This window comes from Streptomyces sp. NPDC093510 (genome assembly GCF_040683555.1).
In the GTDB taxonomy this organism is placed as follows: Bacteria; Actinomycetota; Actinomycetes; order Streptomycetales; family Streptomycetaceae; genus Streptomyces.
In genome coordinates this window covers 61,756-86,626 of the sequence record NZ_JBFBEE010000034.1, presented here as the reverse complement: position 1 = coordinate 86,626, position 24,871 = coordinate 61,756, and the positions used below count along the sequence as shown (strand labels likewise).

The following is a 24,871-nucleotide window of genomic DNA, read 5'->3' as shown; positions in this document are numbered from 1 at the left end:
CTCGGCGCGGTGCGCGACGCGACCGTGCCGAGCAGCGCGCCGGAGCGCACGACCCGGGCCAGATCGGCGAACGACGCGTCGCCCCAGATGGGTCCTGCCCGGCGGTAGCGCGCGGGCGCGGGGTCGCCTTCGGCGTACCAGCCCACCCCGAACCCGTCGGCGTTGACGGTGCCGTAGCGCTGCATCCGGGGTGCCCACGACTGGCGGAACAGGCTGTGCGCGGGCGTCACGAGGAGGCTTCCCAGCGGCTGTGGCGGGCCGAGGAAAGCGAGGTGACGGCACATCAGGCGGGCCTCGGGTCGGACGTGTCGGCGGGCCCTGCGTCCCGTGCCGTGCGGAAGCCGGAGAAGATCTGCCGTCGCACCGGATGGTCCCAGTTGCGGAATGTGCCGCGGCAGGCCACCGCGTCGACGGAGAAGGCGCCGCCCCGCAGCACCTTGTAGTCGCCGCCGAAGAAGACGTCCGAGTACTCCCGGTAGGGGAAGGCGGAGAAGCCCGGGTAGGGCAGGAAGCCGCTGGACGTCCACTCCCACACGTCGCCGATCAACTGCCGTACGCCGAGCGGTGATTCACCCGCCGCGTAACTTCCGGCGGGGGCGGGCCGCAGATGCCGTTGCCCCAGGTTGGCCCGCTCGGGCGTGGGGTCCGCGTCGCCCCACGGGTAGCGCATCGACCGGTCGGTCACCGGATCGTGCCGGGCCGCCTTCTCCCACTCCACCTCGCTGGGCAGCCGGCGACCCGCCCAGCGCGCGTAGGCGTCCGCCTCGTACCAACTGACGTGCAGCACCGGCTCGTCGGCGGGCACCGGCTCGACCGTCCCGAAGTGCCGCCGCAGCCACTCGCCTCCCTCGCGCCGCCAGAACAGTGGCGCTCGAAGACCGTTCTGGCGGACCATCGCCCAGCCGGCCGGGTCCCACCAGGCCATCGTCTCGTAGCCGCCGTCCTCGATGAAACGCTGGTAGGCGGCGTTCGTCACCGGAGTCGTGTCGATGTGGAACGGCGGGACCAGTCGGCGGTGCGCCGGGCGTTCGTTGTCCAGGGCCCACGGTTCGGTGGAGGTGCCCATCGTGAACGGGCCGCCGGGCACGAGGACTTCGGCGGGCCCGGTGAAGGGCTCTCCGGCGGGCGGTGGCGGCGCGGTGAGGGCCGTCGGGCCCGACCGCAGCTGATGTGTGATCAGCATCGTCTCGTCGTGCTGCTGCTCGTGCTGCGCGATCATCCCGAACGCGAAGCCCGCGTCGGTGAGCGGGGTGCCGCGAAAAGGCGTCTTCTCCAACACGTCCAGCGCGCGGCCCCGCACCTCGGCCGCGTACCCGCGCGCCTCGGCGGGCGCCAGCAGCGGAAGGCTGCGGCGCTCGGCGCGGGGGTGCTCGAAGGCGTCGTACAGCGGGTCGATCTCGGGCCGCATGGGGTCACGGCCCGCGACCGCGCGCAGCAGCCACTGCTCTTCCTGGTTGCCGATGTGCGCGAGGTCCCAGACGAGAGGCGACATCAACGGCGAGTGCTGCGCGGTGAGCTGGTCGTCCTCCACGCAGCTGGTGAGGAGGTTCGTGCGGTCCCTGGCGGCCAGGAGCGCGGCGAGCGCGCGCTCCCGCAGGGCTTCGGGGTCGGCGGTGGGGCCTGTCATCGGCGGGAGTCCTTCCCGGGTGTGTCATGGGGTCGGCGGCCGTCGCGCAGGCCGTCCAGCAGGTCGTCGGCCGGGCAGCGGCCCCGCGCGACGTACTGCGCGGCGTACGTCGCGACGGCGTCCCGCACGGCCGCGGGCGCGCCGAGGCGGGGCAGTGCGTCGAGGGCGGTGGCGAAGCAGACGACGGCGGCCTCGCGGAGTTCGGGGTCGGCAGGGCCGTGGCGCGCCGCGTCCAGCCAGAGCGGATTGTGCGGGGCGGCGGGCGAGCCCTGCGGCCCGTACCGCTCGGCCAGCGGCTTCACGGCGCGGTAGGCGGTCTCGGCCGCCTCCGGGTCGTCGAAGAGCGCGCTCGTCACGGCGAGCGGCACGATCCAGCCGTCCTCGCCGGGCTGCGCGTCGACCATCCGCAGCTCCAGGTGGCCGCGCGGGCGGACCGGCGGGAACAGCGTGGTCAGGTGGTAGACGAGATCCTCGCGGGTGGGTCTGCGCGGTGCGCCGCTGCGGGCCCAGGCACGGAAGCTCATCCCCTCAGGGACGCTCCAGGGGCCCTCACCCGGCTCTCGCGTCACACACATGACCGGCGCGTCCAGGGCGTGCCGGGTCCAGGCCTCGCGCGGCTCGCCGTCGAGCGGGGGCGCGCCGGATCGGCCGGGCTCGATGCCCGCCCACACGGCCTGCCGCGTCGAACGCCAGCCGGTGGGGCGGCCGTCCTGCAGCGGCGAGTTGGCGAACGCGGCGACCAGGACGGGACCGAGCAGGTGGGCCAGGCGCCAGCGTCGCGCGTAGCCGAGCGGGCCGGGCTCCTCGTAGCCGGCGTCGAGGCAGATCTGCACGGACGCCGTGGAGCACATCATGCGGCGCCCGGCCGGGCCCCCGCGGTCCAGGCAGGACTCCAGCGCGTCGTAGCGGGGTTCGCGCAAAATCCGCGACGGCGGCCGCCACGGGTCGGCGCCGACTCCGCTGAGGGTGAGGCGATGGGGGCGTAACGCGTCGTGTACGACGGCGAGATCGGCCTGCATGGCCGAGATGCACTCCGTCAGCGAGGCGGCGGGCAGCGAGCTGAGCTCAAGCTGGCCGCCGGGTTCGACGGTGACGGACGAGTGCAGGGGCAGGGCCCGCAGTGCGGCGTAGGCCGCTTCGAGGCGGGCGACGGGCACGGGCAGGTGGGGCAGGCCCGGTTCGTGGACGAGCCATTCCAGCTCGACGCCGATGGTGCGAGGTGGGCCGGTCTTGAAGCAGATGCCGCGGACCAGCGCTTCCACCTCGGCTTCCGACACCGTGTCACGCGCCTTCGTGTGGCGCTGTGCGCGGTGCTTCGTACAGTCTCCCTCAAGCATGCGGGATCCTTCCGTCCGAGAGTGCCCGTCCCACCCAAAACCCTCAAGGGCGTTCGCACAAGAGTGCCCCCCAGGCCGTTCCCGCACCGGGATATTTCTGTTGCGCCGTCCGACGCACGCGGCTCACCATGCGTTCATGAACGACACGGGGGCGCGGGCATGAGCGCCCGGCTGCGCGGACAGGCGCAGGAGACCGAACGGATCGTCGCGGCGGGAGCGTACGTCACACCGGGCGGACGCGAGGTGGCCCTCGCCGACGCGGTGGCGGCGGCCCGGGCCGGCACACGCATGTTCGGACCGGAGCCGGTGGACGTGCCGCCCCACGCACCCGGCAGCACCTTCTTCGAGGTCACGGGGGAGAGCAGCCTGGAGGCGGCCCGCAGACTTACCGCCGCTGACGACTCCTCGGTGGCCGTGCTGAACTTCTCCTCGGCACGCAATCCGGGCGGCGGCTATCTGAACGGCGCCCAGGCACAGGAGGAAGCGCTGTGCCGTGCCTCCGCGCTCCACACCTGCCTGCTCGAAGTGCCCGCCTTCTACGCCCACCACCGCGCCGACCGCGACCCCTTCTACAGCGACCGCGTGATCCACTCGCCCGGAGTCCCCGTCTTCCGCGACGACCGCGGACGGCTGCTGGACGAGGCGTACACCGTCGGCTTCCTCACCTCCGCGGCGCCGAACGCCGGGGTGATCCGCCGCCGGGCACCCGAGCGCGCGGCCGGCATCCCGCACGCCCTGTCCGTCCGCGCCGAGCGCGTCCTGGAGACGGCCGCCGCGTGCGGATACCGCCGCCTGGTCCTCGGCGCCTGGGGCTGCGGGGTGTTCATGAACGACCCCGCGCAGGTCGCGGGCGCCTTCCGGGCCCTTCTCGGCGGAGGCGGCCGGTTCGAGGGCCGGTTCACGCACGTGGTGTTCGGCATTCTCGACCGCACGAAGGGCGCGGTGACACGCGGCGCCTTCGAGACGGAGTTCGCGCGGGCTCAGCGCCAGCCGTAACGCTCCTTCAGACGGAGCACGACGAGGTTGAACCGCATGCGGTCGAGCGCACACGCCTCACGGCGCATCCCGCGCTCGTGCACCCGCAACACCCGTTCGATGTCCACCCAGGAGTCACGCCCCTCGCGGTCCCACGGACCGCTGCCGATCGGCACCCTGCCCCGTTCGCCGTCGTGCCGCTTGCTCGACAACTGCACGGCGAGCAGCGTCCCCGAATCCTCGCGGGCGACCACGAGGACCGGCCGGTCCTTGCCGCGCCCGTCGTTCTCCTCGTACGGCACCCACGTCCAGACGATCTCACCCGGGTCGGGATCGCCGTCGCGGTCCGGCGCGTACTCCGTGTGGACCCGGCCCAGGGCGCGCGGATCGGCCTCGGCGGTCGCGGTGGCGCCCGAACGGCCGGGCGAGTCGGACAGGTGCGGGTCATCGGTGAAGGCAGTCACACGGATCACCGTAGAACCTGCCCGGACCAGCGCGCCGAGCGGGCCGCCGCGACACCGTCAGGAGGCGGGCGCCGCATCGGGGACCGGCGCCGGCCACTCCTCGTACCAGCGCCGGTCGGCCTCCAACTGCGCGGCCAGCGAGATCAGGAGCGGCTCGCTGCCCGCGGGCCCGAGCAGTTGCGCGCCGACCGGCAGGCCGCCCGGGGTGCGTCCCGCGGGCACGTTGACGCCCGGCCAGCCCAGCACGTTCCACGGCCATGCGTAGGGGCAGGCGGCGATCATCGCCCGGTCGGTCCGCCAGCCGCTCAGCGTGGCAAGCGTGCCGACGCGCGGCGGGGGAGCGGCCGTCGTCGGGGCGATCACCACGTCGTACGACGAGAAGACGGCGCCCACCCGGCGGTGCAGCGCGGTCTCGGCGCGGCGCGCGAGGCGCAGCGGGGCGCCGCCCAGCAGCCGCCCCATGCGGGCCGCCTCGCGCGTGCGCCGGTCGAGGAGGGCGACGTCCGGCACCTGCCGTGTCCACTCCGCGATGCCCGCCGTGGCACGCGGCACGAACGCGAGACCGATCTGCCCGTACCGGGGGTCGGCCTCCGCCACGTCGTGCCCGAGGGCGGCGAGACGGTCCGCGAGGGCCACCACCCGCTCCCGCACGACCGGATGCAGGTGCTTGGGCGTCGCCGTGAACGGCATGCGCAGCGACAGGGCGATCCGCAGCCGCCCCGGATCACGGGTCGCGGCCTCGGCGGCCCGCACGGCGGGCGGCCGGTGCAGATCGCCCTCGTGGCTGCCGCTCGCCGCGTCGAGGAGCAGCGCGGCGTCCGCGACGGTCCTGGCCAGCGGCCCGTTGACGGTGATGCCCTGGAACGCCTCGGGCCACGGCCACGTCGATATGCGTCCGCGCTGCGGTTTGATGCCGACCAGATGGGTCCAGGCCGCGGGTATCCGCACCGAGCCCGCGCCGTCCGAGCCCAGTGCCGCGGGGACGAGGCCCGCCGCGACCGCGGCCGCCGAGCCGCCCGACGAACCCCCGGGCGTATGAGCGGTGTTCCACGGATTGCGGGTGTCCCCGAAGCCGGGCCCCTCCGTGAAAGGCCACTGCCCGAGCTCACACGTGTTGGTCTTGCCGACGAGCACGGCCCCGGCCGCCCGGAGACGGCGTACGGCCTCCGAGTCCGCCGTCCTCGGTACGAAGTCGCCCCTGCACCCGAACGCGGTCGGCTCGCCCGCGATGTCCATGTCGTCCTTCACGGCCAGCGGCACCCCCAGCAGCGGCCGCCGCGAGGACGCGCCGCCCGCCGCCAGCTCCCGGTCGGCGGCGTCCGCCTCGGCGAGCGCGGCCTCCGCCCGCACCAGCTTGAAGGCGTTGAGCGCGGGCTGCGACGCCTCGATCCGCGCGAGCGTCCGCTCGGTCAGCACGCGCGAGGTCACCTCTCCCTCGGCCAGCGCACGGGCGGTGCGCGCCAGCCCCTCGGCGCGGTCGGCACGGTCGGCAGTCATGTGGGGGCACCTTCGCTCGACGACGGGTGCCCGAACGTTAACCGGCGAGTAGCCCAACACGGAATGAGCGGACGGCTGTTCCGCCGCCCGCCTCAGGCCCCCCGGAGCCCGTCTGCAAGGATGCCGGTGTCATGGTGCAGATACCGAAGCAGCAGCCCACGCAGCGCTCCGTGCCGACGAGCGCCGACGTCGCCCGCCTGGCCGGGGTCTCCCGCGCGACCGTCTCGTACGTCCTCAACAACACCAGTGCCGTCCGCATCAGCGAACCCACGCGCCGCCGCGTCCACGCCGCGGCCAGGGAGCTCGGATACGTCCCGCACGCCGCCGCCCGCAGCCTCCGCGCCGGACACAGCCGCATGGTCCTCATGCCCACGGCGGAGATCCCGATGGGCCCGCTCTTCAGCCGGTTCTTCAACGAACTGCAATGGGCGCTCAGCCGGTTCGACTACACCGTCGTGCAGTACGCGAGCCTCGGCCTGACCGGCGAGGACGCCGCCCGCGCCTGGGCGGAGCTGCGTCCCGTGGCCGTCCTCGCGCCCGATGCCTCCGCGCTCAACCCGCGCGGTGTGACGGTCCTCAAGCGGTCCGGCGCCAAAGCCGTCTTCACGCTCGGACCCCACCGCGTCGAGGGCGCGCACGCCTTGCTCATGGACGGCCGCAGGGTCGGCGAGGCCGCGGCCCTGCACTTCCTCGCCCGCGGGCGGCGCCGCATCGGCGTCGTCGTCCCCGAGGAAGAGGGCCTGGAACACTTCACACAGCCCCGCATCGAAGGGGTCCGCCAGGCGGTGGAGAGCGCGCGCACCACCGACGTGTCGGTCACCGAGCTGCCCCTCGCGTACGACGAGGAGTCCGCGGCCCGACTCGCGGCACGCTGGCGCACGCTGGGGATCGACGCCGTCTTCGCCTACAACGACGAGTACGCGATGCTCCTGATGCGCGCCCTCCAGGACGAAGGCATCACCGTCCCGGACGAGACCGCCGTGCTCGGCTCCGACGACCTGATGCTCGGCAGGCTGCTGCGGCCCCGGCTCAGCACCGTCCGCATCGAGTTGCCCTCGGGCCGCGACCTCGCCGAGTTCGTCGACCGAGTGGTGCGCGACCCGGGCGCGGAACCCGAGGTGCACGACGTGCTCGGGGCAGACGTCGTGCACCGCGAGTCCAGCTGACGGCTACCGCCCGTACCGCCTACTCGTCACAGCTCACTGCCCCTGCTGCTTGCCCTGCTCCTCGGCGACCTGTCGGCGCACCTCGTCCATGTCCAGGTTCCTGGCCTGGCCGATGACGTCCGTCAGGGCGGCCTCGGGCAGCGCGCCGGGCTGGGCGAACACCGCCACCTGGTCGCGGACGATCATCAGCGTCGGAATGGACTGGATGTCGAAGGCCTGGGCCAGCTCGGGCTGGGCCTCCGTGTCGACCTTGGCGAAGACCAGGTCGGGATTGGCCTCGGCGGCCTTCTCGTAGACAGGGGCGAACTGCTTGCACGGCCCGCACCAGTCAGCCCAGAAATCGATCAGAACGAATCCGTTGTCCGTGACCGTCTGGTCGAAGTTGTCCTTGGTGAGCTCCACTGTCGCGCTGCTCATGGTGTTTCCCTACTTCCTGCTGTCGGGCGCAGCCGCTGTGCACAACGGCCGATGGTGCGAACGTATTCCGCCTGCCGCACGCGCGGACGGTGCCGTGCGTGCATGGGCGTGTTCCGCGCGCGTACCCGTGTGGCCACGGCGCACACCTGCCGACAGACTGTCCTCATGACGGATGCCATCACGTACGACGTAGTAGTCATCGGTGCAGGTCCCGTGGGGGAGAACGTGGCGGACCGGGTTCGCGCCGCCGGTCTCGGCGCCGCGATCGTGGAGAGCGAACTGGTCGGGGGCGAATGCTCCTACTGGGCGTGCATGCCCAGCAAGGCCCTGCTGCGCCCCGTGATCGCCCGCGCCGACGCCCGTCGCGTCCCCGGCCTGCGCCAGGCCGCGCAGGGCCCCCTGGACGTACCCGCGGTCCTCGCGCACCGCGACGACTACACCTCGCACTGGAAGGACGACGGCCAGGTCGGCTGGCTGAACGGCATCGGCGTCGACCTCTACCGCGGCCACGGCCGCATCGCGGGTCCCCGCGAGGTCACGGTCACCGGCACGGACGGCACGCAGCACAGGCTCCGGGCCCGTCATGCCGTGGCCGTCTGCACCGGCACCCGCGCGGCCCTGCCGGACCTCGCCGACATCAAGTCGGTCAAACCCTGGACCAGCCGTGAGGCCACCGCCGCCGACCACGTGCCCGGCCGCCTCCTGGTGGTGGGCGGCGGCGTCGTCGCCGTGGAGATGGCCACCGCCTGGCAGGCGCTCGGATCGAAGGTGACGGTGCTGGTGCGGGGCGGCGGGCTGCTGCCCCGCATGGAGCCGTTCGCGGGCGAGCTGGTCCAGGAGGCCCTCACGGAGGCGGGCGCCGAGGTCCGCTCCGGCGTCTCCGTCACCGCGGTGAAGCGCGAGAACGGCACGGTGACGGCGACCCTGGACGACGGCTCGACGCTCCAGGCGGACGAGATCCTCTTCGCCACGGGCCGCGCCCCGCGCACGGACGACATCGGCCTGGAGACCGTCGGTCTGGAGCCCGGGTCGTGGCTGCCGGTCGACGAGAGCCTGCGCGTCGAGGGCAGCGACTGGCTGTACGCGGTCGGCGACGCGAACCACCGCGCGCTCCTCACCCACCAGGGCAAGTACCAGGCCCGTATCGCGGGCGCCGCCATCGCCGCCCGCGCCCAAGGGGTCCCGCTCCTGGAGACCGACCGCTGGGGCGCCCACTCCGCCACCGCCGACCACGCCGCCGTCCCACAGGTCGTCTTCACCGACCCCGAGGCCGCATCGGCGGGCCTGACCCTCGCGGAGGCGGAAGCCGCGGGCCACCGCGTCCGCGCCGTCGACTACGACATGTCCGGCGTCGCGGGCGCCGGCCTCTACGCCGACGGCTACCGCGGCCGCGCCCGCATGATCGTCGACCTCGACCGCGAGGTCCTCCTCGGCGTCACCTTCGTCGGCCCCGGCGTCGGCGAACTCATCCACTCGGCGACGATGGCGGTGGCCGGCGAGATCCCCCTGAACCGCCTGTGGCACGCGGTACCCGCGTACCCGACGATCAGCGAGGTGTGGCTGCGCCTGCTGGAGACGTACCGGGGCTGAGAGCCTGAGCCGGGCGGTTCGCGGCGGCCAGAGGGAGGGTCTTGCTGTGGGCGGCCGCCGTCTGCGGTCCGACAGCACCGGCCGCCAAGCCCGGTATCGGATCGCCCCTGTCCCTGACGGGGATCCGGTTGGAGAACACGGGCAAGGCCCCGTGCAAGGACTCTCCCGGCAACAGTGCGGTGCTGGTCGACACGGATGGCCAGCGCTTCGACGCCGAGCTCGTCGCCGAGACCCGGGCCGGTCCGTCCTTTCCCGGGTCGGTGTCCATCTCGCCCGACGACTCCGCTCTGGGATTCAGCCCCGTCGGCGAGTGGTCCCTGACGGAGTCACCGGACGCGGAGGGCTGAGCGAAGGGGGCCGGGCGGATGCCACCCGGCCCCCTTCACCCCTCAGGCGCTCACATAGACGTCCTCCACATACCGTCCCTCGGCCACCAGCTCCCGCCACCACGCCTCCGCCTCCGAGGCGTCGCCTCCGGCGTGCTTCATCCGCACCTGCTGGAAGGCCTCGCGGACGCCCGGCGCCATGCGGGCCCCGTCGCCGCAGACGTACACCCGCGCCCCGGACCCGAGGAGGTGCCAGATCTCCTCGGCCTCGGCCGCGATCCGGTGCTGGACGAAGAGGAGTTCACCTTCGGGGGCCCGCGAGTACGTCGGACGCATCGACACCGCTCCCGCGCGCTCCGCGGCCTCCAGCTCCGCCCGGTGCAGATAGTCGACGTCGGGGTGGTCGCAGCCGAAGTAGCACAAGGCCGGGGCGAGGTGGGAGCCGCCCCGCAGGAGTTTCAGGCGGTCGGCGATCGCTCCGCGGAACGGGGCGAGGCCCGTGCCCGCGCCGATCATGATGACCGGCGTCGTCGCGTCGGCGGGGACGCGGAAAGCGTCGCGGCAGGGCTGCACGCGTGCGTGGACGACGTCGCCGGGCCGCACACCGTGGAGGTACGCGGAACCGGTGCCGCGGAACGTTCCGCGGCCGGAGCGGTCCGGCGCCGACAGGAGCGAGACCATCAGGTCGGCGTGGCCCGGCGCTGCGGCGGGCGAGGACGAGATCGAGTAGTGGCGGGGGCGCATCGCGGGCAGCAGTTCGAGCAGGACGGGCCAGGGGAGTCGGCCGCGCAGTGCCGGGTGGTCCTCGACCAGGTCGAGGAGGCTTCCCTGCCGCGCGGCCAACAGCGCCGGGTCCACCGCCAGTTGCGCGAGAGCGGCACGCTCGGGCGGGCACGGGTTGTGCTCGGCGAGCAGGGCGGCGTGCGCGGTGGTCGGGGCGTCGCCCAACTCGACGTGACGGCTGAGGAGTTCCCGGGCGCTGACGGGGCGGTCCAGCGGCAGGGTCGAGCGGCCCGGCCGGTGCGCCCGGATGTCGAGGACCGCATCGAGGTCGACGCCGAACAGTGCCGCCGCGCGTTCCACCACCCGGGGGTCGTTGACCGGCAGTACGGACAGGTGGTCGGCGGTGCGGTAGGTGACGCCGTCGGGCAGCGCCACGCGCAGGAACCGCTTGGGGCGGGCGAGCGAGTGTGTGAGGTCGGCGAGGTCGGAGGTGTCCGTCACGGTCATCGGTACGGTGCCGTGCCGGGCGTCCAGCGCGTCCAGCGGCCCGCCGGAGACCTCCACGACGTCGTAGGCCCTGGCCGGAGGCGCCGTGTCGGCGGTGGCCCCGACGCTCTCGGGGTCCCCGTACCGGCGCAGCAGGGTGTGGCGCAGTGCCGAGGTGAAGCGGTGCACGGATCCGGCGAGGTCCCCGGAGGCATCCGCCTCGGCGCGCTCCAGGAGGCGGGTCGCGCCCGAGGCCGCGAGGCCGTCGTCGATGAGGGTGGGCACCTGCTGGTAGGTCGCCGCCCAGTTGCGGTCGCCGACACCGAGGACCGCGTACCGCACGCCGTCGGCGGCGTCCGGCGCGGCACGGGTCAGCCAGGAGACGAACGCGCCCGCGTCATCGGTGGGCCGGCCGTTGTAGGAGGCGGCGACGATCACCACGGGGGAGTCGGCGGGCAGTGCGCCCGCGGCCTCGTCGAGCGGGGCGACGCGCACGTCGAAGCCGAGGTCGGCGGCGAGCTCGCCGAGCTGCTCGGCGTATCCGCGGCAGGTACCGAAGTTGGAGCCGTGCAGCAGTGTCAGGGCGGTGCCCGGCACGGCCCGGGTGGGCAGGCCGTCCTCCGCCCGGTCGGTGGCCCTCTCCACGGCTCCCGAACCGAGACCGAGACCGAGACCGAGACCGGGACCGGGACCGAGATCGGCACCGGCACCGGGACCGGCGCGGCGCTCACGGTCCTCCGGCGTACGCGCGGCCAGCGTCATCGTGAAGCCGTCGGGCTTGAGGGTGAGGGTTTCCTTGACCTTCAGGCGGTAGTCGGCGCGGTCGAGGAACCGGTAGCGGTGCACGAGCATGCCGAGCAGCATCGTCGCCTCGTGCAGCGCGAACTGCCGCCCGATGCAGGCGCGTTCACCCGTCCCGAACGGCTTGTACGCGTGCGGGGAACGGGCCGCCTCGGTCCCGGGGGCGAAGCGGTCGGGGTCGAACTCCTCGACGTTGTCGCCCCAGACCGGGTCCCTGTGCAGCATCGGGGTGAGCACCACCAGATACTGACCCGCCTCGATCGGATGGCGTCCGCCGATGACGGTGTCGACCCGGGCCCGGCGCTGGAACGCGGGCGCGGTGGGCCACAGCCGCAGCGCTTCGTTGAGCACCTGGCGTACGTAGCGCAGCTTGCCCATGTCCTCGTACGTCGGCTCGGGATCAGGCTCGTCGCCCCACAGGGCGTCCACTTCGGCCTGCGCGAGGTGCAGGACCGCGGGGTTCTTCATCAGGTGATGGAGGGCGAACGCGAGCGTGCCCGAGGTCGTCTCGTGGCCGGCGATGAGGAACGTGATGACCTGGTTGCGGATGTTCGCCTCGTCCAGGGTCTCCCCGCTGTCGGGGTGCGGGGAGTTGAGCATCAGTCCGAGCAGGTCGTCGGCGGAGGTGTCGCCCGACGCCTTGCGGGTCTCGATGACCTCGTCCACGACCCGGGCCAGGAAGGCGGCATCGGCCTCGAACGCCGCGTCGTCGGCGGCGTAGTCGCCCGAGGGGTCCCGCGCCAGCTTCGCCTGACTGTGCGCCAGGCCCCGGACGAGCGCCGCCACGAAGGGGTGCGGATCGGTGCGGCCGAACGACTCGAAGTCATAGCCGAAGCCGGACAGGCCGATGGTGTCCAGCGTCATCCTGGTCATGTCCTCCGACACCTCCACCGGCGCGGACTCGGCCGCGCCCGGCGCGAACCGGCCGTCCCAGGAGGCGATGAGGCGCCGGGCCACGCGCAGCATGTGCGGGTGGTACGTCCGCATCGAGTTCATGGCGAAGGCGGGGAGCAGGATGTCGTGGGCCTTGGCCCAGTTGGGTTCCTCGTCGTACGCCGTGAACAGGCCGTCACCGGCGATGCCGCGGACGTTCTGCAGGGCAGGACCGACCCCCTTGGAGAACCGTGTCTCGTCGGACAGTTCCTCGACCAGCTCCAGGGAGCTGACCCAGACGGTCTCGCGGCCGTGGTACCGGCGGACGTAGAGAGGGCCGTGCCGCCGCGCGAGCTCCACGGACTGCTGGACCGGGGTGCTGGTCGCCCCGGCCGCCGTCACATCGACGGTGGGCAGCACGAGGTCCGGGTAGTCCCGGAGACCGCAGACCTCGACGGGGTGTTCTTCGCTCATCGGGCAGTGCCTCTTCCCATGGACGCAGGGGAGTTGAGCGCCCGGAACGCGGGGCGCCGCATCCACCGTGGCCTCCCCCGGGCGGCGGCCCAGCGCGAGAACTACATAATCTTGTAGGGGTCTTTTCCGCGCTGTCGCTTGCGCGGCGCGCGACAAAGTGCGAAGTGGCGGACGTGAGTGATGTGAACAAACCTGGCGATGCGCAGATGAACACGGACAAGAAGCGGGTGGCGGGCAAGGAGGCGGACGCGGCCGTCTGGCGCGGCCGGTTCCTCACCCTGCTCGACCGTTCCCCCGTGCCGACCGCCATCGCCAGCACGGGCGGGCTCGTCTCCGTGGCCAACCCCGCCTTCGCGACGGCCCTGGGCCTCCAGCCGGGCCGGGTGGCGAACCGGCTCCTGCTCGACCTGCTCACCCCGACCAACAGACAGCAGCTCCGCAAGCTCGACGAGGCCATGCGCTCCGGCCGGAGGTCCCGCTACCCGGTCGAGGTGAGCTGGACGGCACGGGGCACGGCCCGCCACGGACAGGTCACCGTCGAACCGGTCACCGACCCGCTGGAGGACACCCCGCCCCTGCTGGTGACGCTGCGCCTCGCCGAGGAGCGGACGGAGGCACCGGAGCCCGGAGCGGCGGCCCGTGACGACAGCGGCGGGGAGGATGATCTCGCCCACCCGGCGCTGAGCGCACAGGAGGCCCGCATCCTGCGCCTGGTCGCGGGCGGCGCCACGACATCGGTGGTGGCACGCGCGGTCGGGATCGGCGTCGACGGCGTCAACTACCACCTGACACGGCTCTGCCGCAGGCTGCGGGTCCCCAACCGGACGGCGCTGGTGGCCCGGGCGTACGTACTCGGACTCCTGGACGCGGAGGCGTGGCCGCCGAAGGTGGCGGGCCCTGCCGGACGCCTCGGCGGCACCGGCGGGGACGGGCCCTGAGCGCCGCCGTGACGGGTTCCTGACAGGCCCGAGTACTCTTGCCGCGTGACGATCCGCGGAGCGGTCGACGTGAGTGTCGACGCGATGATCGAGGACCTCAGGACCCTTGTCGAAGTCGAATCGCCGTCGCGCGACCTCGCCGCCTTGACGGAGTCGGCGAAAACCGTCGCCGCGGTCATCGAGCGCCGGCTCGGCGGGCGGGCCGCCCTCCTCGCGAGTGACGCGGGCCCGCACGTCCACTGGTCGGCCGGCGGCGACCCCCGCGTGCTCATCCTCGGCCACCACGACACGGTCTTCCCGCTCGGCACCCTCGGACGCCGCCCGTTCAAGGTCGAGAACGGACACGCGACCGGCCCCGGGGTCTTCGACATGCTGGGCGGTCTGGTGCAGGCCGTGCACGGACTCGCGGCGCTCGACGACCGGTCCGGCGTCGAGATCCTGGTGACCGCCGACGAAGAGGTCGGCTCCGGCTCCTCCCGCGCCCTCATCGAGGAACGAGCCCGCGCCTGCGGAGCGGTCCTCGTGTTCGAGGGCGCAGCCGACGGCGGCGCGCTGAAGACGGGCCGCAAGGGCTGCGGCCCGTTCGAAGTCTCCGTCACGGGCCGCGCGTCGCACGCGGGCCTCGAACCCGAGGCCGGGATCAACGCACTGGTCGAAGCGGCACACCAGGTCCTGGACATCGCGGCGCTCGGCCGCCCCGGCATCGGCACGACCGTCACCCCGACCGTCGCGTCCGCGGGCACCCTCGACAACGTCGTGCCCGCGCAGGCCACCGTCGTCGTCGACGTCCGGGTCGAGTCGCCGGAGGAGAAGGAACGCGTCGAATCCGCGTTCGCCGCCCTGACGCCGCATCTCGAAGGCGCCGAGATCACGGTCCGGGGTTCCGTGGGCCGTCCTCCCATGCCCGAGTCGGCGGCGGCCGGGCTCTTCGCGATGGCGCAGCGCCTGCTCCCCGGCGTCGAGGCCAAGGCGGTCGGCGGCGGGAGCGACGGCAACTTCACGGCCGCGATCGGCGTGCCGACGCTCGACGGCCTCGGCGCGGTCGGGGGCGGCGCACACGCCGACCACGAGTACGTGGTGGTCGACGCGATGCCCGAGCGGGCGCACCTCGTCACCGGCTTGGTGCGCGCCATCCGCGACGCCGCCGCGCAGCGCTGATTCGGGCCCCTCTCTCACGCCTTCCGCGCCGCCGGGCCGGGGGCTCCCCGGAACCGGTGGCGCGGCGGCCGGGCGCGCCGGTTAGTCTGGGAAGAGCGGTGATCTTCCCCGGCCCGGTCCGGGGACGCCGCGCGGCGGTGGGGCTCGCCGTACCCGAACCGCGGCGACAGCACGCCGCCAACGGTCCCTACTTGCGAACGAGTGCGCCCGCGCATGGGCGACGGCGAGTAGGAGGAATGGTGACGCGTCACGAGTGGAAGGTCGTCGCCGTGGTGGCCGCCGGTGGCGGCATCGGCGCGGTGGCCCGGTACGCGGCGTCCCTGTGGTGGCCGACCGCCCCTGACGGATTTCCCTGGACAACCCTCCTGGTGAACGCCGCGGGGTGCGCGGCGATCGGCGTCCTCATGGTGCTGGTCACGGAGGCGTGGACCGTTCAGCCCCTGGTGCGGCCCTTCCTCGGCACGGGCGTCCTCGGCGGCTTCACCACGTTCTCCACGTACGCGGTCGACATCGAGCGCCTGATGAGCGTCGGCCACGCCCGCATGGGCCTCGCCTGTCTCGCCCTGACCCTGGTCGTGGCGCTCGCGGCCGTGGGGAGCGCGACGTGGGCGACGCGCCGCGCGGTGGCACGTCGCGTGGCGGCACGTCGTGCGGTGCGGGGGAGGCGGGCATGACCTGGCTGCTCGTCCTCGTCGGCGGGATGGTCGGTGCCCCCCTGCGCTATCTGACCGACCGCGCCGTGCAGGCCAGGCACGGCACCGCCTTCCCGTGGGGCACCTTCACCGTCAACGTAGCGGGCTGCCTGATCCTCGGGCTTCTCACCGGCGCGGTCACGGCGGGCGCCGCGTCGTCACACGCCCAGCTCCTCCTCGGCACCGGCCTGTGCGGGGCACTGACGACGTACTCGACCTTCTCGTACGAGACACTGCGGCTCGCCGAGGGCGGAGCGCGGTTCCAGGCGGCGGCCAACGCGCTGGGGAGCGTCGTCGCGGGCCTCGGCGCGGCCTTCGTGGGAGTGGCCGGCGCCGAGGCCCTGTGGGGGTGAGCCTCCGCCTGGCGTGGTGGATGGGCGGGGCGGCTCGCGGGGCGACCTCAGCGCTTGAGCGCCGACTCAACCTCGGCCGCCCACTTCCAGGGCGCCGCCGCGCCGCCGGGCACGGAGTCGACGTACTCCCAGCCGGCTAGTTCGTGAGCTCGTAGCGGAGCAGTACGACGCCGTTGCCGAACGTGCGCGTCATGGTGAGCCGGAGGTCGGCCGTGACGTCCGACGCCTGGAACATGGCTTTGCCCCGGCCGATCACGACCGGGTGGACGTAGACGTGGATCTCGTCGATCAGCCCCAGGCGCAGGAAGGAGGCGGCGAGATCGGCCCCGCCGACGGCGAGGTCCCCGCCCGCCGTCTCCTTGAGCGCCCGGATCTCCGCCGGCACCACGTCGCGCAGGATCGTGGTGTTCCAGCCGGCCCGCTCCAGCGTCCGTGAGAACACGTACTTGGTCATGTCGCGCCAGATGCGGGCGAACTCCCGCACCGGCTCGGTGGCAGCCGGGTCCGCGTCGGCGGCAGGCCAGTACTCGGCCATGAGCTCCCAGCTGACCCGGCCGTCCAGGAACGCGCCCATGGCCGCCGCCTGTTCATTGAAGTGACGGTGCAGCTCGTCGTCGACCAGATGCCAGTCGAGCTCGCGACGGGGCCCCTCCATGAAGCCGTCCAGGGACATCGACATCGCCCAGATGATCTTTCGCATCGCGGTCCTCGCCGTCGTCGTGATCGCTGCCGTGCCCGGCCTCGCCCGCGACGATACGGCGGCCCTGCCCGGAGCCGGGCGGGGCGCGTCGACGGCGCGGGGGATGGGCCGGCCCCACAGCCGCGTGAAGCCGGCCTCACATCTGCGCGAAGTCCCCGTTCAGCGCGGCGGCCATGCGCAGATGGGGCGCCGCGTCGTCCGGGCGGTTCTGCCGCTCCAGTGTGCGGCCCAGCATGAGCCGGGCGTAGCTCTCGACCGGGTCGAGTTCGAGAACCTTGCGCAACTCTGCCTCCGCACGCACCAGTTGCGCCGAGTGGTAGTAGGCGCGGGCGAGCAGCAGACGCGGGGCGACCTGCTCGGGCACCTCGTCGGCCAGGGCGTCGAGGACGCGCGCGGCCGTCGCGTACTCCTTGGCGTCAAAGAACAGCCGCGCACGCTCCCAGCGCTCCGCCGCCGTCCCGTGGTCGTAATAGGTCATGTCCACTGTCTGCCTCCTTCGGGGGCTGCAACGGCACGAGGTAGTTGAATATTCCACGACCCTGACCGTGCCCGAAGGCGGGTGCCACCCTGATGCGCCCTGCTCCACGGCACAGGCCCTAGGTTGGCGGCATGAGCAATCTTGATCGCGAGCCAGTCCCGTCCCCGTGCGGCGGCCGCGGGTTCGTCGTCGCGGAACCGGTACGGGAACTTCTCAGCCCTCGCCGGGTCAGGCTCGGCGAGTCCACCGAGGTCCGTCGTCTGCTGCCCAACCTCGGACGCCGCATGGTCGGCGCCTGGTGCTTCGTCGATCACTACGGCCCCGACGACATCGCCGACGAACCCGGCATGCAGGTACCGCCCCACCCGCACATGGGCCTGCAGACGGTCAGCTGGCTGCACGACGGGGAGGTGCTGCACCGCGACTCCACCGGCAGCCTCCAGGCGATCCGCCCCCGCGAGCTGGGCCTGATGACCTCGGGCCGGGCCATCTCCCACTCCGAGGAGAGCCCGAAGTCACACGCCCGCTTCCTGCACGGCGCGCAGCTGTGGGTGGCCCTGCCCGACAGCGACCGGCACACGGCCCCGCGCTTCGAGCACCACGCGGATCTGCCGCGGATCACCGCGCCGGGCCTGGACGCGACGCTCCTCCTGGGCACCCTGGACGGCGCGACCTCCCCCGGCACGACGTACACGCCGCTGGTCGGCGCGGACCTCACGCTCTCCCGCGGCGCGGACGCACGCCTCCCCCTGGAACCGGACTTCGAGTACGCCGTCCTCTCCATGTCCGGCGAGACTCACGTCGACGGAGTGCCCGTACTCCCCGGCTCGATGCTCTACCTGGGCTGCGGCCGCACTGAACTCCCGCTGCGCGCGGAGTCCGACGCGTCCCTGATGCTCCTGGGCGGAGAGCCGTTCGAGGAGGAGTTGGTCATGTGGTGGAACTTCGTGGGCCGCACGCACGAGGACATCGCGCGGGCCCGCGAGGACTGGATGGCCGGCGACCGCTTCGGCGTCGTGAAGGGATACGCGGGGGACCCACTCCCCGCCCCCGAACTGCCGAACGTGCCGCTGAAGCCGCGGGGTCGGGTGCGCTGAACTGGGGTTTTGCGTCTGGCGCAGGCGGGCGGGAGGTCTCTCGGGAGAGGTCGTGATCGCTCGCGGCGGGTGTGCCGGAAGGCCCTTGACTGTGTGCTGGTGTTGGCGGACAGGTACCGCCCATGCTTCGAGCGGTGGTAGCGGCATCGCTTCGCTTGCTGGCCGTCTGGTGCTGACTGGTAGAGGGGGGCTTGTCCACGACCCATGACGGCGCCGCGGGCTGGGCCCCGTTCATGCCCGACGAAGGGTGGTCTGCGGCCTTACGCGAGAAGGCTCGCTTATGGGTCACACCCAGACGGGCCGCAGCGTGCCTCCCGGGGGTGACGGAGGCACCAATGAATGCATATTCGTCCGGCCGACGGCCATTCTCGCGGCGAGCGGCGTGGACTTACGCTCGATGCCGTGGTTTTGGGGAATTGGGGCACTGAACAGCGTGGTGATCCGCGCGTACGGAGTACCAGCAGATTCTTCGTCTGCTGGTGGTACACGCCCACCATTGCCTCTGACCTGCGGCCAAGGCGGGAATCGTCTGCTGCTGGGCCGAGTTGGTCCGCGCCTGGTCCGGGTCTTGGGGCGTGGTTTGTGGCGCTGAGGTGCGACTCCTGCGGTACGACATAGCACAGGTAGGCGGAGCCGTCTTCTGACGTCCACGTGGTCCGAAACGATGTCGTTTGCGTAGGCGGATTCTTGTGGCCCCGGAGCGTTCGCGGGGTTGGAGTCACGCCGGTGACACCTGAGGTGCTTCTGGCGGCTTGGTCGGCAGGGCAGCGGGCGAATGTGGGGGCGGCGAGGGTGGCCTGTCGCTCCAAGCGTGATCGGACCATCCCGGCGCCGCCCTGGCCAGGTCAGTCCATCGCGTCGGGCGTCGTGAACCTGGACTTTGAACGCGCCGCTTGTTTGCGCGCGCTGTTGCGGTCGTCCTGTCACTCGGCCGCGTTGCGGTCAAGGCATGGAGATCTCCGAGCAGGTCGTCATCCCCGCCGATTCCGATCGCACCTGCCGCTTGGTCATCGACCGCAGCATGTCCGGCAGTGGCCTGACGCTCACCGAGGACGACACGCCACCGGCGCCACTGGGCGCCACCTACGCGGGCGAGGACCAGTTCATGAGGCCGACGGCTCCGTCCCGTTGGGGGGATCACCCCACCCCGTGGGTATGGGTGGCTCCTTGGGGGATCGGGGTGCGGGCTGTAGTGAGTAGAGGCGGCTCGGACTCTAGCGTCTGACGGTGTGACACATACACGCCTCAGAGCAGAGAAATCCCTCATCAGAACAGCCCGGCCGAACCGGTACGCGGTGGCTTTGGCCGCGGCATCGGCTGTGTTGGCGGTCGCCGTTCCCAGCGCGAACGCCTCGAACGTTTCTATCGCCCCGGCTGCGGTGCCCGGGCCCAGCGCGCCCGCCGGGTGCGACGTGGCGGCACGTGGAGCGCTCACGGCATCCCTGGACACCCTCGTCACCCGGCACGGGATCGCGGGTGCGGCAGCCGAGGTGGCCGACCCCGAGTGCGGCCGCTGGAAGGCCGCGCGGGGCGTCGCCGACCGGGACACCGGGCGCCCGATGAACGCCGACGACCGACTGCGCATCGGCAGTGTCACCAAGACGTTCACCGTGACGGTGGTGGTGCAACTGGCCGCCGAGGGCCGGATCGAGCTGGACGCTCCGGTCGAGCGGTATCTGCCGGGGCTGATCCGGGGCAACGGCTACGACGGGCGGAAGATCACCGTTCGGCAGCTGCTCCAGCACACCAGTGGCCTTCCCGACTACGTCGAGGCCATCGCCGACAGACCCGTGAACGATTGGCGCTACCGCCACTTCGAGCCGCGTGAGCTGATCGCGACCGCGCTCACGATGGAGCGCCCGGCCAAGAAGTGGCACTACGCGACCACCAACACCCTCGTCGCCGGGCTCATCGTCGAGAAGGTGAGCGGGCGCGGCATCGAGGCGGAGGTCTCGCGGCGGATCCTGGGGCCGCTTGGCCTGCGCGACACGTACTGGCCGGGCGATGCCACTCGCGTCCGGGGCGCGCACTCGCGCAGTTACTTCCCCGATCCGGGCGGCTCGGGCCGGCAGGTCGACGGTACCGAGTGGAACGTGACCTTCGGCGGTGCGGGCGGTGCCCTGGTCTCCAGCCCGGCCGATGTGAACCGGTTCTACCAGGGGCTGTTCGGCGGGAAGCTGGTGCCCGCCCGCTGGCTCGCCGAGATGAAGCGCACCGTGCCCGCCGACCCCGACCGGCTGTGGCTCGGCGCCCGCTACGGTCTTGGCCTGGTCTCGTCGCCACTGAAGTGCGGCGGCACGTGGTGGGGACACGGTGGGACCGTGCCCGGCGGACACCGCGCGCTCGGTGCGAGCGGGCCCGGCGGCCGCAGCATCGCCATCGCCCTCAACCAGGTCCCCGGCACCGACAAGGCCGAGGCCGACTTCCGCGCCGTCGTGGACGGCGCCTTCTGCCCCACCGACCGCACCCACCCGTTCCAGGAGAAGACCGCGTGACCATGCTCACCACCACCACCGTACGCCGCGCTTCGGCCGCGTGCCTCGCCCTCACCGCCGCCCTCACCGCGACTCCCGCCCTGGCCACGGCCACGAGCACGGCCGTGAGTACCAGCACGGCCACGACCACGACCACGGCCACGGCCACGGCCAAGAGCAGCACCGGGACCGGCCTCGACCGCTACTACAACCAGCGTCCGGGCTGGGGCAGTTGCGCCAAGGGCCCCGACGACGCGATGGGCCGCGACCTGGACAAGGCCGGTGTGCAGTGCGCCGACATACTCGTACCGCTGGACTACGCCGACCCCCGGGGCCGTACGATCACCGTCGCGATATCCCGGCTCAAGGCCACCGACACCCGCCACCGCATCGGCTCGATCCTGCTCAACAACGGCGGCCCTGGCGGTCCCGCCGTCCAGTCCCCGCCGGACGTGCGCGAAATGATGAAGAAGACCGGACCGCGCTACGACATCATCGGCTTCGACCCGCGCTTCGTGGGCCGCAGCACCCCACTGGACTGCCGCTGGCCCGTCGACACCGACATCCGCTCGGCCGGTCTCAGCCGGGCGAGTTTCGAGCGCCAGGTCGCCTTCAAGAAGGGCCTGGCCGACAAGTGCCGCGCCACCAGCGGCTCCGTCCTGCCGCACGTCAGCACCCGCAACACGGCCCGCGACATGGACGTCATCAGGGGCGCGCTCGGAGAACGCAAGATCTCCTACCTGGGCTACTCGTACGGCAGTTACCTCGGCACCGTCTACACCCAGATGTTTCCCGGCAAGTACGACCGCTTCGTCCTCGACGGGGCGATCGCCCCGGCCGACTACGGCCCCCGGCTGCTGAAGGGCTCCGAGCGCGAGAACGAGCGTGCTCTCTCCGACTGGGCCGCCTGGGCCGCGAAGCGCCACGCCACCTACGGCCTCGGCAGCACCCGCGCCTCAGTGCTCGCCACCCTCGACCGCATCGTCGCGGCGTCCGCGCGCGGCCCGCTGTCCGTCGGTACGGGCGCCAGTACCTTTCAACTCGACGACACCCAGGTGCCGTTCCTCTTCATCGCGGGGAACTCGGACGACACCCCCGAAGCGCGGGCCTCGTTCGCCGAGCAGGTCTCCGTACTTGCCAAGGCGGCGAAGGGACAGCCCACCGAACTGTCGCCCGAGTTCGCCGCCGCGCTGAAGTCCGCCCTGACCGGCGGGTCGCCGAACTCCGGCGTGCAGGCCACGATCATCTGCGGCGACAAGCCGGCCCCTCGCGACCCTGAAACGTACTGGAAGGACATCCAGCGCAGCCGTGCCGAGCACCCGATCATGGGCCCGGTGGCCAACAACATCAGCACCTGCGCCTTTCTGGATGCGCCCCGTGAGCAGCCCACCCAGGTGCGCCGCGACGCCAAGATGCTGATCGTCGCCGCCACCGGCGACCCCCGCACCACCTACCGCAGCAGCCTCGACCTGCACAAGCAGCTGCCGAGCTCCAGGCTGCTCACCCTCAGGGGCGCCAACCGACACGCCCTCTACGGGCTCTACGGCAACGACTGCGTGGACAACAAGGTCAACACCTACCTGGCCACGGGCAAGCTGCCGAAGAAGGACGAGACCTGCGTCAAGCAGGCCGACTAGCCAACCGGGCAGGCCAGAAGAAGGGCGCGGCTGGGCATCCTCCCCCGGCCGCGGCCCCTCGTCTGCGTCCTACCGGAACCCGCAGGCCGACACACTGGAGCGATGGAGCGTGGCCGTCCTCCACCGACGGCGCGTGCACGACGGAGACCAGGAGACGGCGGCCACGAGCATCTGCGTCACGGCGGATTGCCCCGCGTGCACGCTTCTCCGAACTACTGACCTTTCTCCGAACTACTGACCTTCAACTCGCGGTGTCGTAGCTACTGACAGGGCTTGATCCTCGCGGTACGCCGTTGTCATGAGGTATGCGCAGGGCGGCGGGCTGACGGATGAACGGCGAGAGTTCCGCGAGGGCCTGCGGCTGGTGGCAGCCGAGCAGTTCGCCGCTGGCGAGCCGAGCTCGGTGATCGCGAAGGATTTACGGGTCAGCGTCCGGTCGGTGCAACGCTGGCGTCGGGCCTGGTGCAAGGCCGGTGCGCGAGCCCTGCGCTCGGCCGGCTCGGCTTCGCCGCCGCGACTGAGCGAGGCACAGTTCGCCGTGTTGGAGGCCGAGTTGACCCGGGGGCCGATGGCGCATGGATGGCCGGATCAGCGGTGGACCCTGGCCCGGGTGAAGACCGTGATCGGCCGTCGGTTCCACAAGAGCTACACCGTCCAGGGCGTGCGGAAACTACTGATCCGCCATGGCTTCTCGTGCCAGGTTCCCGCCAGACGAGCCGTCGAGCGCGACGATGAGGCGATCACCGGCTGGGTGGAGGTCAGCAGGGATAGCTGAGTTTCGGGCACCCACAGGGTTGTGGTGCCGAGGATCCGGATGCGCCGGGTGGCGTGTTCGATGACGGCGAGGATGTACTGACGCTGGCCGGTCAAAGTCACCGTCTCGATGAAGTCGCAGGCCATCGGGGCGTTGGCCTGCGAGCGTAGGAAATCGGCCCAGGTGGTGGCGGCCCGGTCGGGCGCCGGATCTATGCCCTCGGAGGTGAGGATCTCCCAGACGGTGGAGGCGGCGACCTTGATGCCGAGCGTGGTGAGTTCGCCGTGCACCCTGCGATAGCCCTACGAGGGATTCTCATGGACCAGACGCAGGAGCAGTCTGCGGATCGAATGGACCGTGGGCAGTCGTCCGGGCTTCTTCGGTCGGCACGTGCGGGCGTGGTGCCATTTGATCAGGTCGCGGTGCCAGCGCAGCACGGTGTCGGGCCGGACCAGTAACCGGAGCCGTCGCAGAACCTGACGGGGGAGTGGTGCCAGCAGAGCGGCAGGGAACGCCCGGTCTTCCGCAGTGAGCTTGATCCGGTCTGCCCCGAGCTGCCGTTCCAGGGCGGTGAGTTGATGGACAGGGCGAGGATCTCGGCATGCTTGCAGCGGTCGCTTATTGGTAGCAGCCGCAGCGCGGCGAACATGTTGGTGACGGTCAGGTAGGCGAGACGAAGCAGCACGAGTGCTCATCCTGCCACACCACCCCGACCAGGCTCCTGAGCTGCATGGATGACATTCTCGGCAGGCGCACTGCTCTTGGCGCCGGGTAACAGACGCTCTCGCAACTCGGCTCTGGCAGCGATCACGGGGAGCCGTCACCCTCCGTGAAGGAATCGTTCGATTTCCGGATGTGAGCCGGGGTACGCCCGTCACAGGTTTTCCGGGTGATGGTCTTCTCAGCCGCGTCGGCGGTGACCTCGACGCGTTCGATGGTCTCGATCCGCTGAGGTGCCCGCCCGGCCAGCGGCAGCGACGTGGCCGGCCCCGCAAGGTGCCGTTGCCGCCCCGCTCCCGCACCACCTTCAACAGGCGTGCAACTGCGTCATCCTCAGCCCGGTAAACGTCTCCACCCACACGCGTTCAGCCCTCAACACGCCAGCCATGCAACGGAGATGCCCTGCCCGCAGCCTCGTGTAACACGCTATAGCAGGCTCCTTGTCTGTCGGAGTCTCTGAGGTCTAGCCTGCTGAGACCGAGGTTGGGAGTTCCCATGCCCGAGGAGACGCGAATCGCGGCGCGCGCTCGAGGGAAGCGCGGTGATCTCGTCGCGGCTCTGAGCCTCACGTTGCCGGGGGCCTTCGAGGATGTCACCCAGGCCGTGTCCGCGGGCGGTCCGCTGCGGGCGACCGTGACCAACAACGGACTGTCGACGGCACTCTCCGGGTTCGTCGCTGCTGAGATCGTGGTCTTTCCGCTCCGGAGCGGCGCCGTCTATGTCTGGGACAGTGGTGTCTTCGGGTTCTTCTGGCGACGGGGACGGCGCGGCGAGCTGCTGGGTCCCGGCACCGTGGTGCGATCGCAGCTCTCGGGTCCCTCACGGTTTCCGGAGTCCCTCATCGACACCTCCGCCGTCGGTGCCCCCAGCCGGTCGGTCGGCCGCTCGTACACCCCTCTGCCGCCGGTGGCCCTGCGTCGGTCCGTGGACATCGACGTCACCACCCCTGCCGTTCCGGCCAGTTCGGGTTCCCAGAGCGGGATTTGGTCCTGGTGTTTCGTCCTGCGCAGCTTCGACGTCATGCACGACCCGCGCGCGGACATCACGCTGCCGACACCGCAACAGCCCCCGCACCACGTCAAACTCGTCTGCCTGCACGACTGCGCGGGCTGAG

The 24,871-nt window shown here is 72.0% G+C and carries 21 protein-coding genes and 3 pseudogenes; 13 read left to right on the top strand and 11 right to left on the bottom strand.

Going from position 1 to position 24,871, the window contains the following annotated elements:
* The 3 genes and pseudogenes from AB0N81_RS37300 to egtA form a co-directional block, all read right to left on the bottom strand.
* A pseudogene (locus AB0N81_RS37300) lies at positions 1-284 on the bottom strand (class II glutamine amidotransferase); the annotation flags it as partial.
* Positions 284-1,627 (bottom strand): ergothioneine biosynthesis protein EgtB, encoded by a 1,344-nt coding sequence (gene egtB, locus AB0N81_RS37295; RefSeq protein ID WP_365366495.1) that lies wholly within the window; start codon positions 1,625-1,627, stop codon positions 284-286. The pseudogene AB0N81_RS37300 and the gene egtB, both read right to left, overlap by 1 nt.
* Complete coding sequence (gene egtA / locus AB0N81_RS37290) at positions 1,624-2,964, bottom strand: ergothioneine biosynthesis glutamate--cysteine ligase EgtA (RefSeq protein ID WP_365366493.1); 1,341 nt, start codon at positions 2,962-2,964, stop codon at positions 1,624-1,626. Before egtA ends, egtB begins: the two co-directional genes overlap by 4 nt.
* A 159-nt stretch (positions 2,965-3,123) precedes the next feature.
* Between egtA and AB0N81_RS37285 the strand changes: the two genes are divergently transcribed.
* Positions 3,124-3,960, top strand: a complete 837-nt coding sequence (locus AB0N81_RS37285) for a TIGR02452 family protein (protein WP_365366491.1) — start codon at positions 3,124-3,126, stop codon at positions 3,958-3,960.
* Here AB0N81_RS37285 and AB0N81_RS37280 read toward each other — a convergent pair.
* Together AB0N81_RS37280 and AB0N81_RS37275 are read right to left on the bottom strand one after the other, a co-directional pair.
* On the bottom strand, positions 3,945-4,403 hold the full coding sequence (locus AB0N81_RS37280) for a type II toxin-antitoxin system PemK/MazF family toxin (protein WP_365366489.1): 459 nt from the start codon (positions 4,401-4,403) through the stop codon (positions 3,945-3,947). The two genes, AB0N81_RS37285 and AB0N81_RS37280, sit on opposite strands and share 16 nt — an antisense overlap.
* A gap of 57 nt (positions 4,404-4,460) precedes the next feature.
* A complete protein-coding gene (locus AB0N81_RS37275; protein WP_365366487.1) occupies positions 4,461-5,900 on the bottom strand; it encodes an amidase in 1,440 nt (479 codons plus the stop codon).
* 131 nt (positions 5,901-6,031) lie between these two features.
* Between AB0N81_RS37275 and AB0N81_RS37270 the strand changes: the two genes are divergently transcribed.
* A complete protein-coding gene (locus AB0N81_RS37270; RefSeq protein WP_365366485.1) occupies positions 6,032-7,066 on the top strand; it encodes a LacI family DNA-binding transcriptional regulator in 1,035 nt (344 codons plus the stop codon).
* 33 nt (positions 7,067-7,099) lie between these two features.
* On the opposite strand, the gene trxA is transcribed toward AB0N81_RS37270, so the two are convergent.
* Positions 7,100-7,483, bottom strand: coding sequence for a thioredoxin (gene trxA / locus AB0N81_RS37265; protein WP_365366484.1), 384 nt, complete (start codon positions 7,481-7,483; stop codon positions 7,100-7,102).
* Between the two features lie 165 nt (positions 7,484-7,648).
* Between trxA and AB0N81_RS37260 the strand changes: the two genes are divergently transcribed.
* Entirely contained in the window at positions 7,649-9,073 is a 1,425-nt protein-coding gene (locus AB0N81_RS37260; RefSeq protein ID WP_365366482.1) for an NAD(P)/FAD-dependent oxidoreductase, read from the top strand.
* Between the two features lie 41 nt (positions 9,074-9,114).
* Positions 9,115-9,420 carry a hypothetical protein gene (locus AB0N81_RS37255; protein ID WP_365366480.1) on the top strand — a complete coding sequence of 102 codons (306 nt, stop codon included), beginning with the start codon at positions 9,115-9,117 and terminating at the stop codon, positions 9,418-9,420.
* Positions 9,421-9,462: 42 nt separating this feature from the next.
* Here AB0N81_RS37255 and AB0N81_RS37250 read toward each other — a convergent pair whose 3' ends face one another.
* Positions 9,463-12,756: a cytochrome P450 gene (locus tag AB0N81_RS37250; protein ID WP_365366477.1), complete on the bottom strand. Its 3,294-nt coding sequence runs from the start codon at positions 12,754-12,756 to the stop codon at positions 9,463-9,465.
* A gap of 206 nt (positions 12,757-12,962) precedes the next feature.
* Here AB0N81_RS37250 and AB0N81_RS37245 point away from each other — a divergent pair, with 206 nt between their 5' ends.
* From AB0N81_RS37245 to crcB, 4 genes are all read left to right on the top strand, one after another.
* The gene (locus tag AB0N81_RS37245; protein ID WP_365366475.1) at positions 12,963-13,694 is read left to right on the top strand and encodes a PAS domain-containing protein; all 732 of its coding nucleotides are present in this window, start codon (positions 12,963-12,965) and stop codon (positions 13,692-13,694) included.
* Between the two features lie 45 nt (positions 13,695-13,739).
* Positions 13,740-14,852 carry a M20 family metallopeptidase gene (locus AB0N81_RS37240; RefSeq protein WP_365366473.1) on the top strand — a complete coding sequence of 371 codons (1,113 nt, stop codon included), beginning with the start codon at positions 13,740-13,742 and terminating at the stop codon, positions 14,850-14,852.
* A 236-nt stretch (positions 14,853-15,088) separates the two neighbouring features.
* On the top strand, positions 15,089-15,526 hold the full coding sequence (locus AB0N81_RS37235; RefSeq protein WP_365366471.1) for a CrcB family protein: 438 nt from the start codon (positions 15,089-15,091) through the stop codon (positions 15,524-15,526).
* Positions 15,523-15,897 carry a fluoride efflux transporter CrcB gene (gene crcB / locus AB0N81_RS37230; protein ID WP_365366469.1) on the top strand — a complete coding sequence of 125 codons (375 nt, stop codon included), beginning with the start codon at positions 15,523-15,525 and terminating at the stop codon, positions 15,895-15,897. Before AB0N81_RS37235 ends, crcB begins: the two co-directional genes overlap by 4 nt.
* A 136-nt stretch (positions 15,898-16,033) precedes the next feature.
* Here crcB and AB0N81_RS37225 read toward each other — a convergent pair whose 3' ends face one another.
* Both AB0N81_RS37225 and AB0N81_RS37220 read right to left on the bottom strand, forming a co-directional pair.
* A complete protein-coding gene (locus AB0N81_RS37225) occupies positions 16,034-16,597 on the bottom strand; it encodes a dihydrofolate reductase family protein (protein ID WP_365366467.1) in 564 nt (187 codons plus the stop codon).
* 136 nt (positions 16,598-16,733) lie between these two features.
* Positions 16,734-17,081 (bottom strand): tetratricopeptide repeat protein, encoded by a 348-nt coding sequence (locus AB0N81_RS37220; protein ID WP_365366465.1) that lies wholly within the window; start codon positions 17,079-17,081, stop codon positions 16,734-16,736.
* A gap of 125 nt (positions 17,082-17,206) precedes the next feature.
* Here AB0N81_RS37220 and AB0N81_RS37215 point away from each other — a divergent pair, with 125 nt between their 5' ends.
* From AB0N81_RS37215 to AB0N81_RS37200, 4 genes are all read left to right on the top strand, one after another.
* Entirely contained in the window at positions 17,207-18,172 is a 966-nt protein-coding gene (locus AB0N81_RS37215) for a pirin family protein (RefSeq protein ID WP_365366463.1), read from the top strand.
* A gap of 1,412 nt (positions 18,173-19,584) precedes the next feature.
* Entirely contained in the window at positions 19,585-20,667 is a 1,083-nt protein-coding gene (locus AB0N81_RS37210) for a serine hydrolase domain-containing protein (protein ID WP_365366461.1), read from the top strand.
* A 2-nt stretch (positions 20,668-20,669) separates the two neighbouring features.
* Entirely contained in the window at positions 20,670-22,283 is a 1,614-nt protein-coding gene (locus AB0N81_RS37205) for an alpha/beta fold hydrolase (protein ID WP_365366507.1), read from the top strand.
* 298 nt (positions 22,284-22,581) lie between these two features.
* Positions 22,582-23,058: a winged helix-turn-helix domain-containing protein gene (locus AB0N81_RS37200; protein ID WP_365366459.1), complete on the top strand. Its 477-nt coding sequence runs from the start codon at positions 22,582-22,584 to the stop codon at positions 23,056-23,058.
* 20 nt (positions 23,059-23,078) lie between these two features.
* On the opposite strand, the pseudogene AB0N81_RS37195 reads toward AB0N81_RS37200, so the two are convergent.
* Positions 23,079-23,722: pseudogene (locus tag AB0N81_RS37195) on the bottom strand (integrase); the annotation flags it as partial.
* A gap of 278 nt (positions 23,723-24,000) precedes the next feature.
* Positions 24,001-24,145, bottom strand: a pseudogene (locus AB0N81_RS37190) (IS5/IS1182 family transposase); the annotation flags it as partial.
* A gap of 107 nt (positions 24,146-24,252) precedes the next feature.
* On the opposite strand from AB0N81_RS37190, the gene AB0N81_RS37185 reads away from it, so the two are divergent.
* A complete protein-coding gene (locus tag AB0N81_RS37185) occupies positions 24,253-24,870 on the top strand; it encodes a hypothetical protein (protein WP_365366457.1) in 618 nt (205 codons plus the stop codon).
* Position 24,871: the final 1 nt, after the last annotated feature.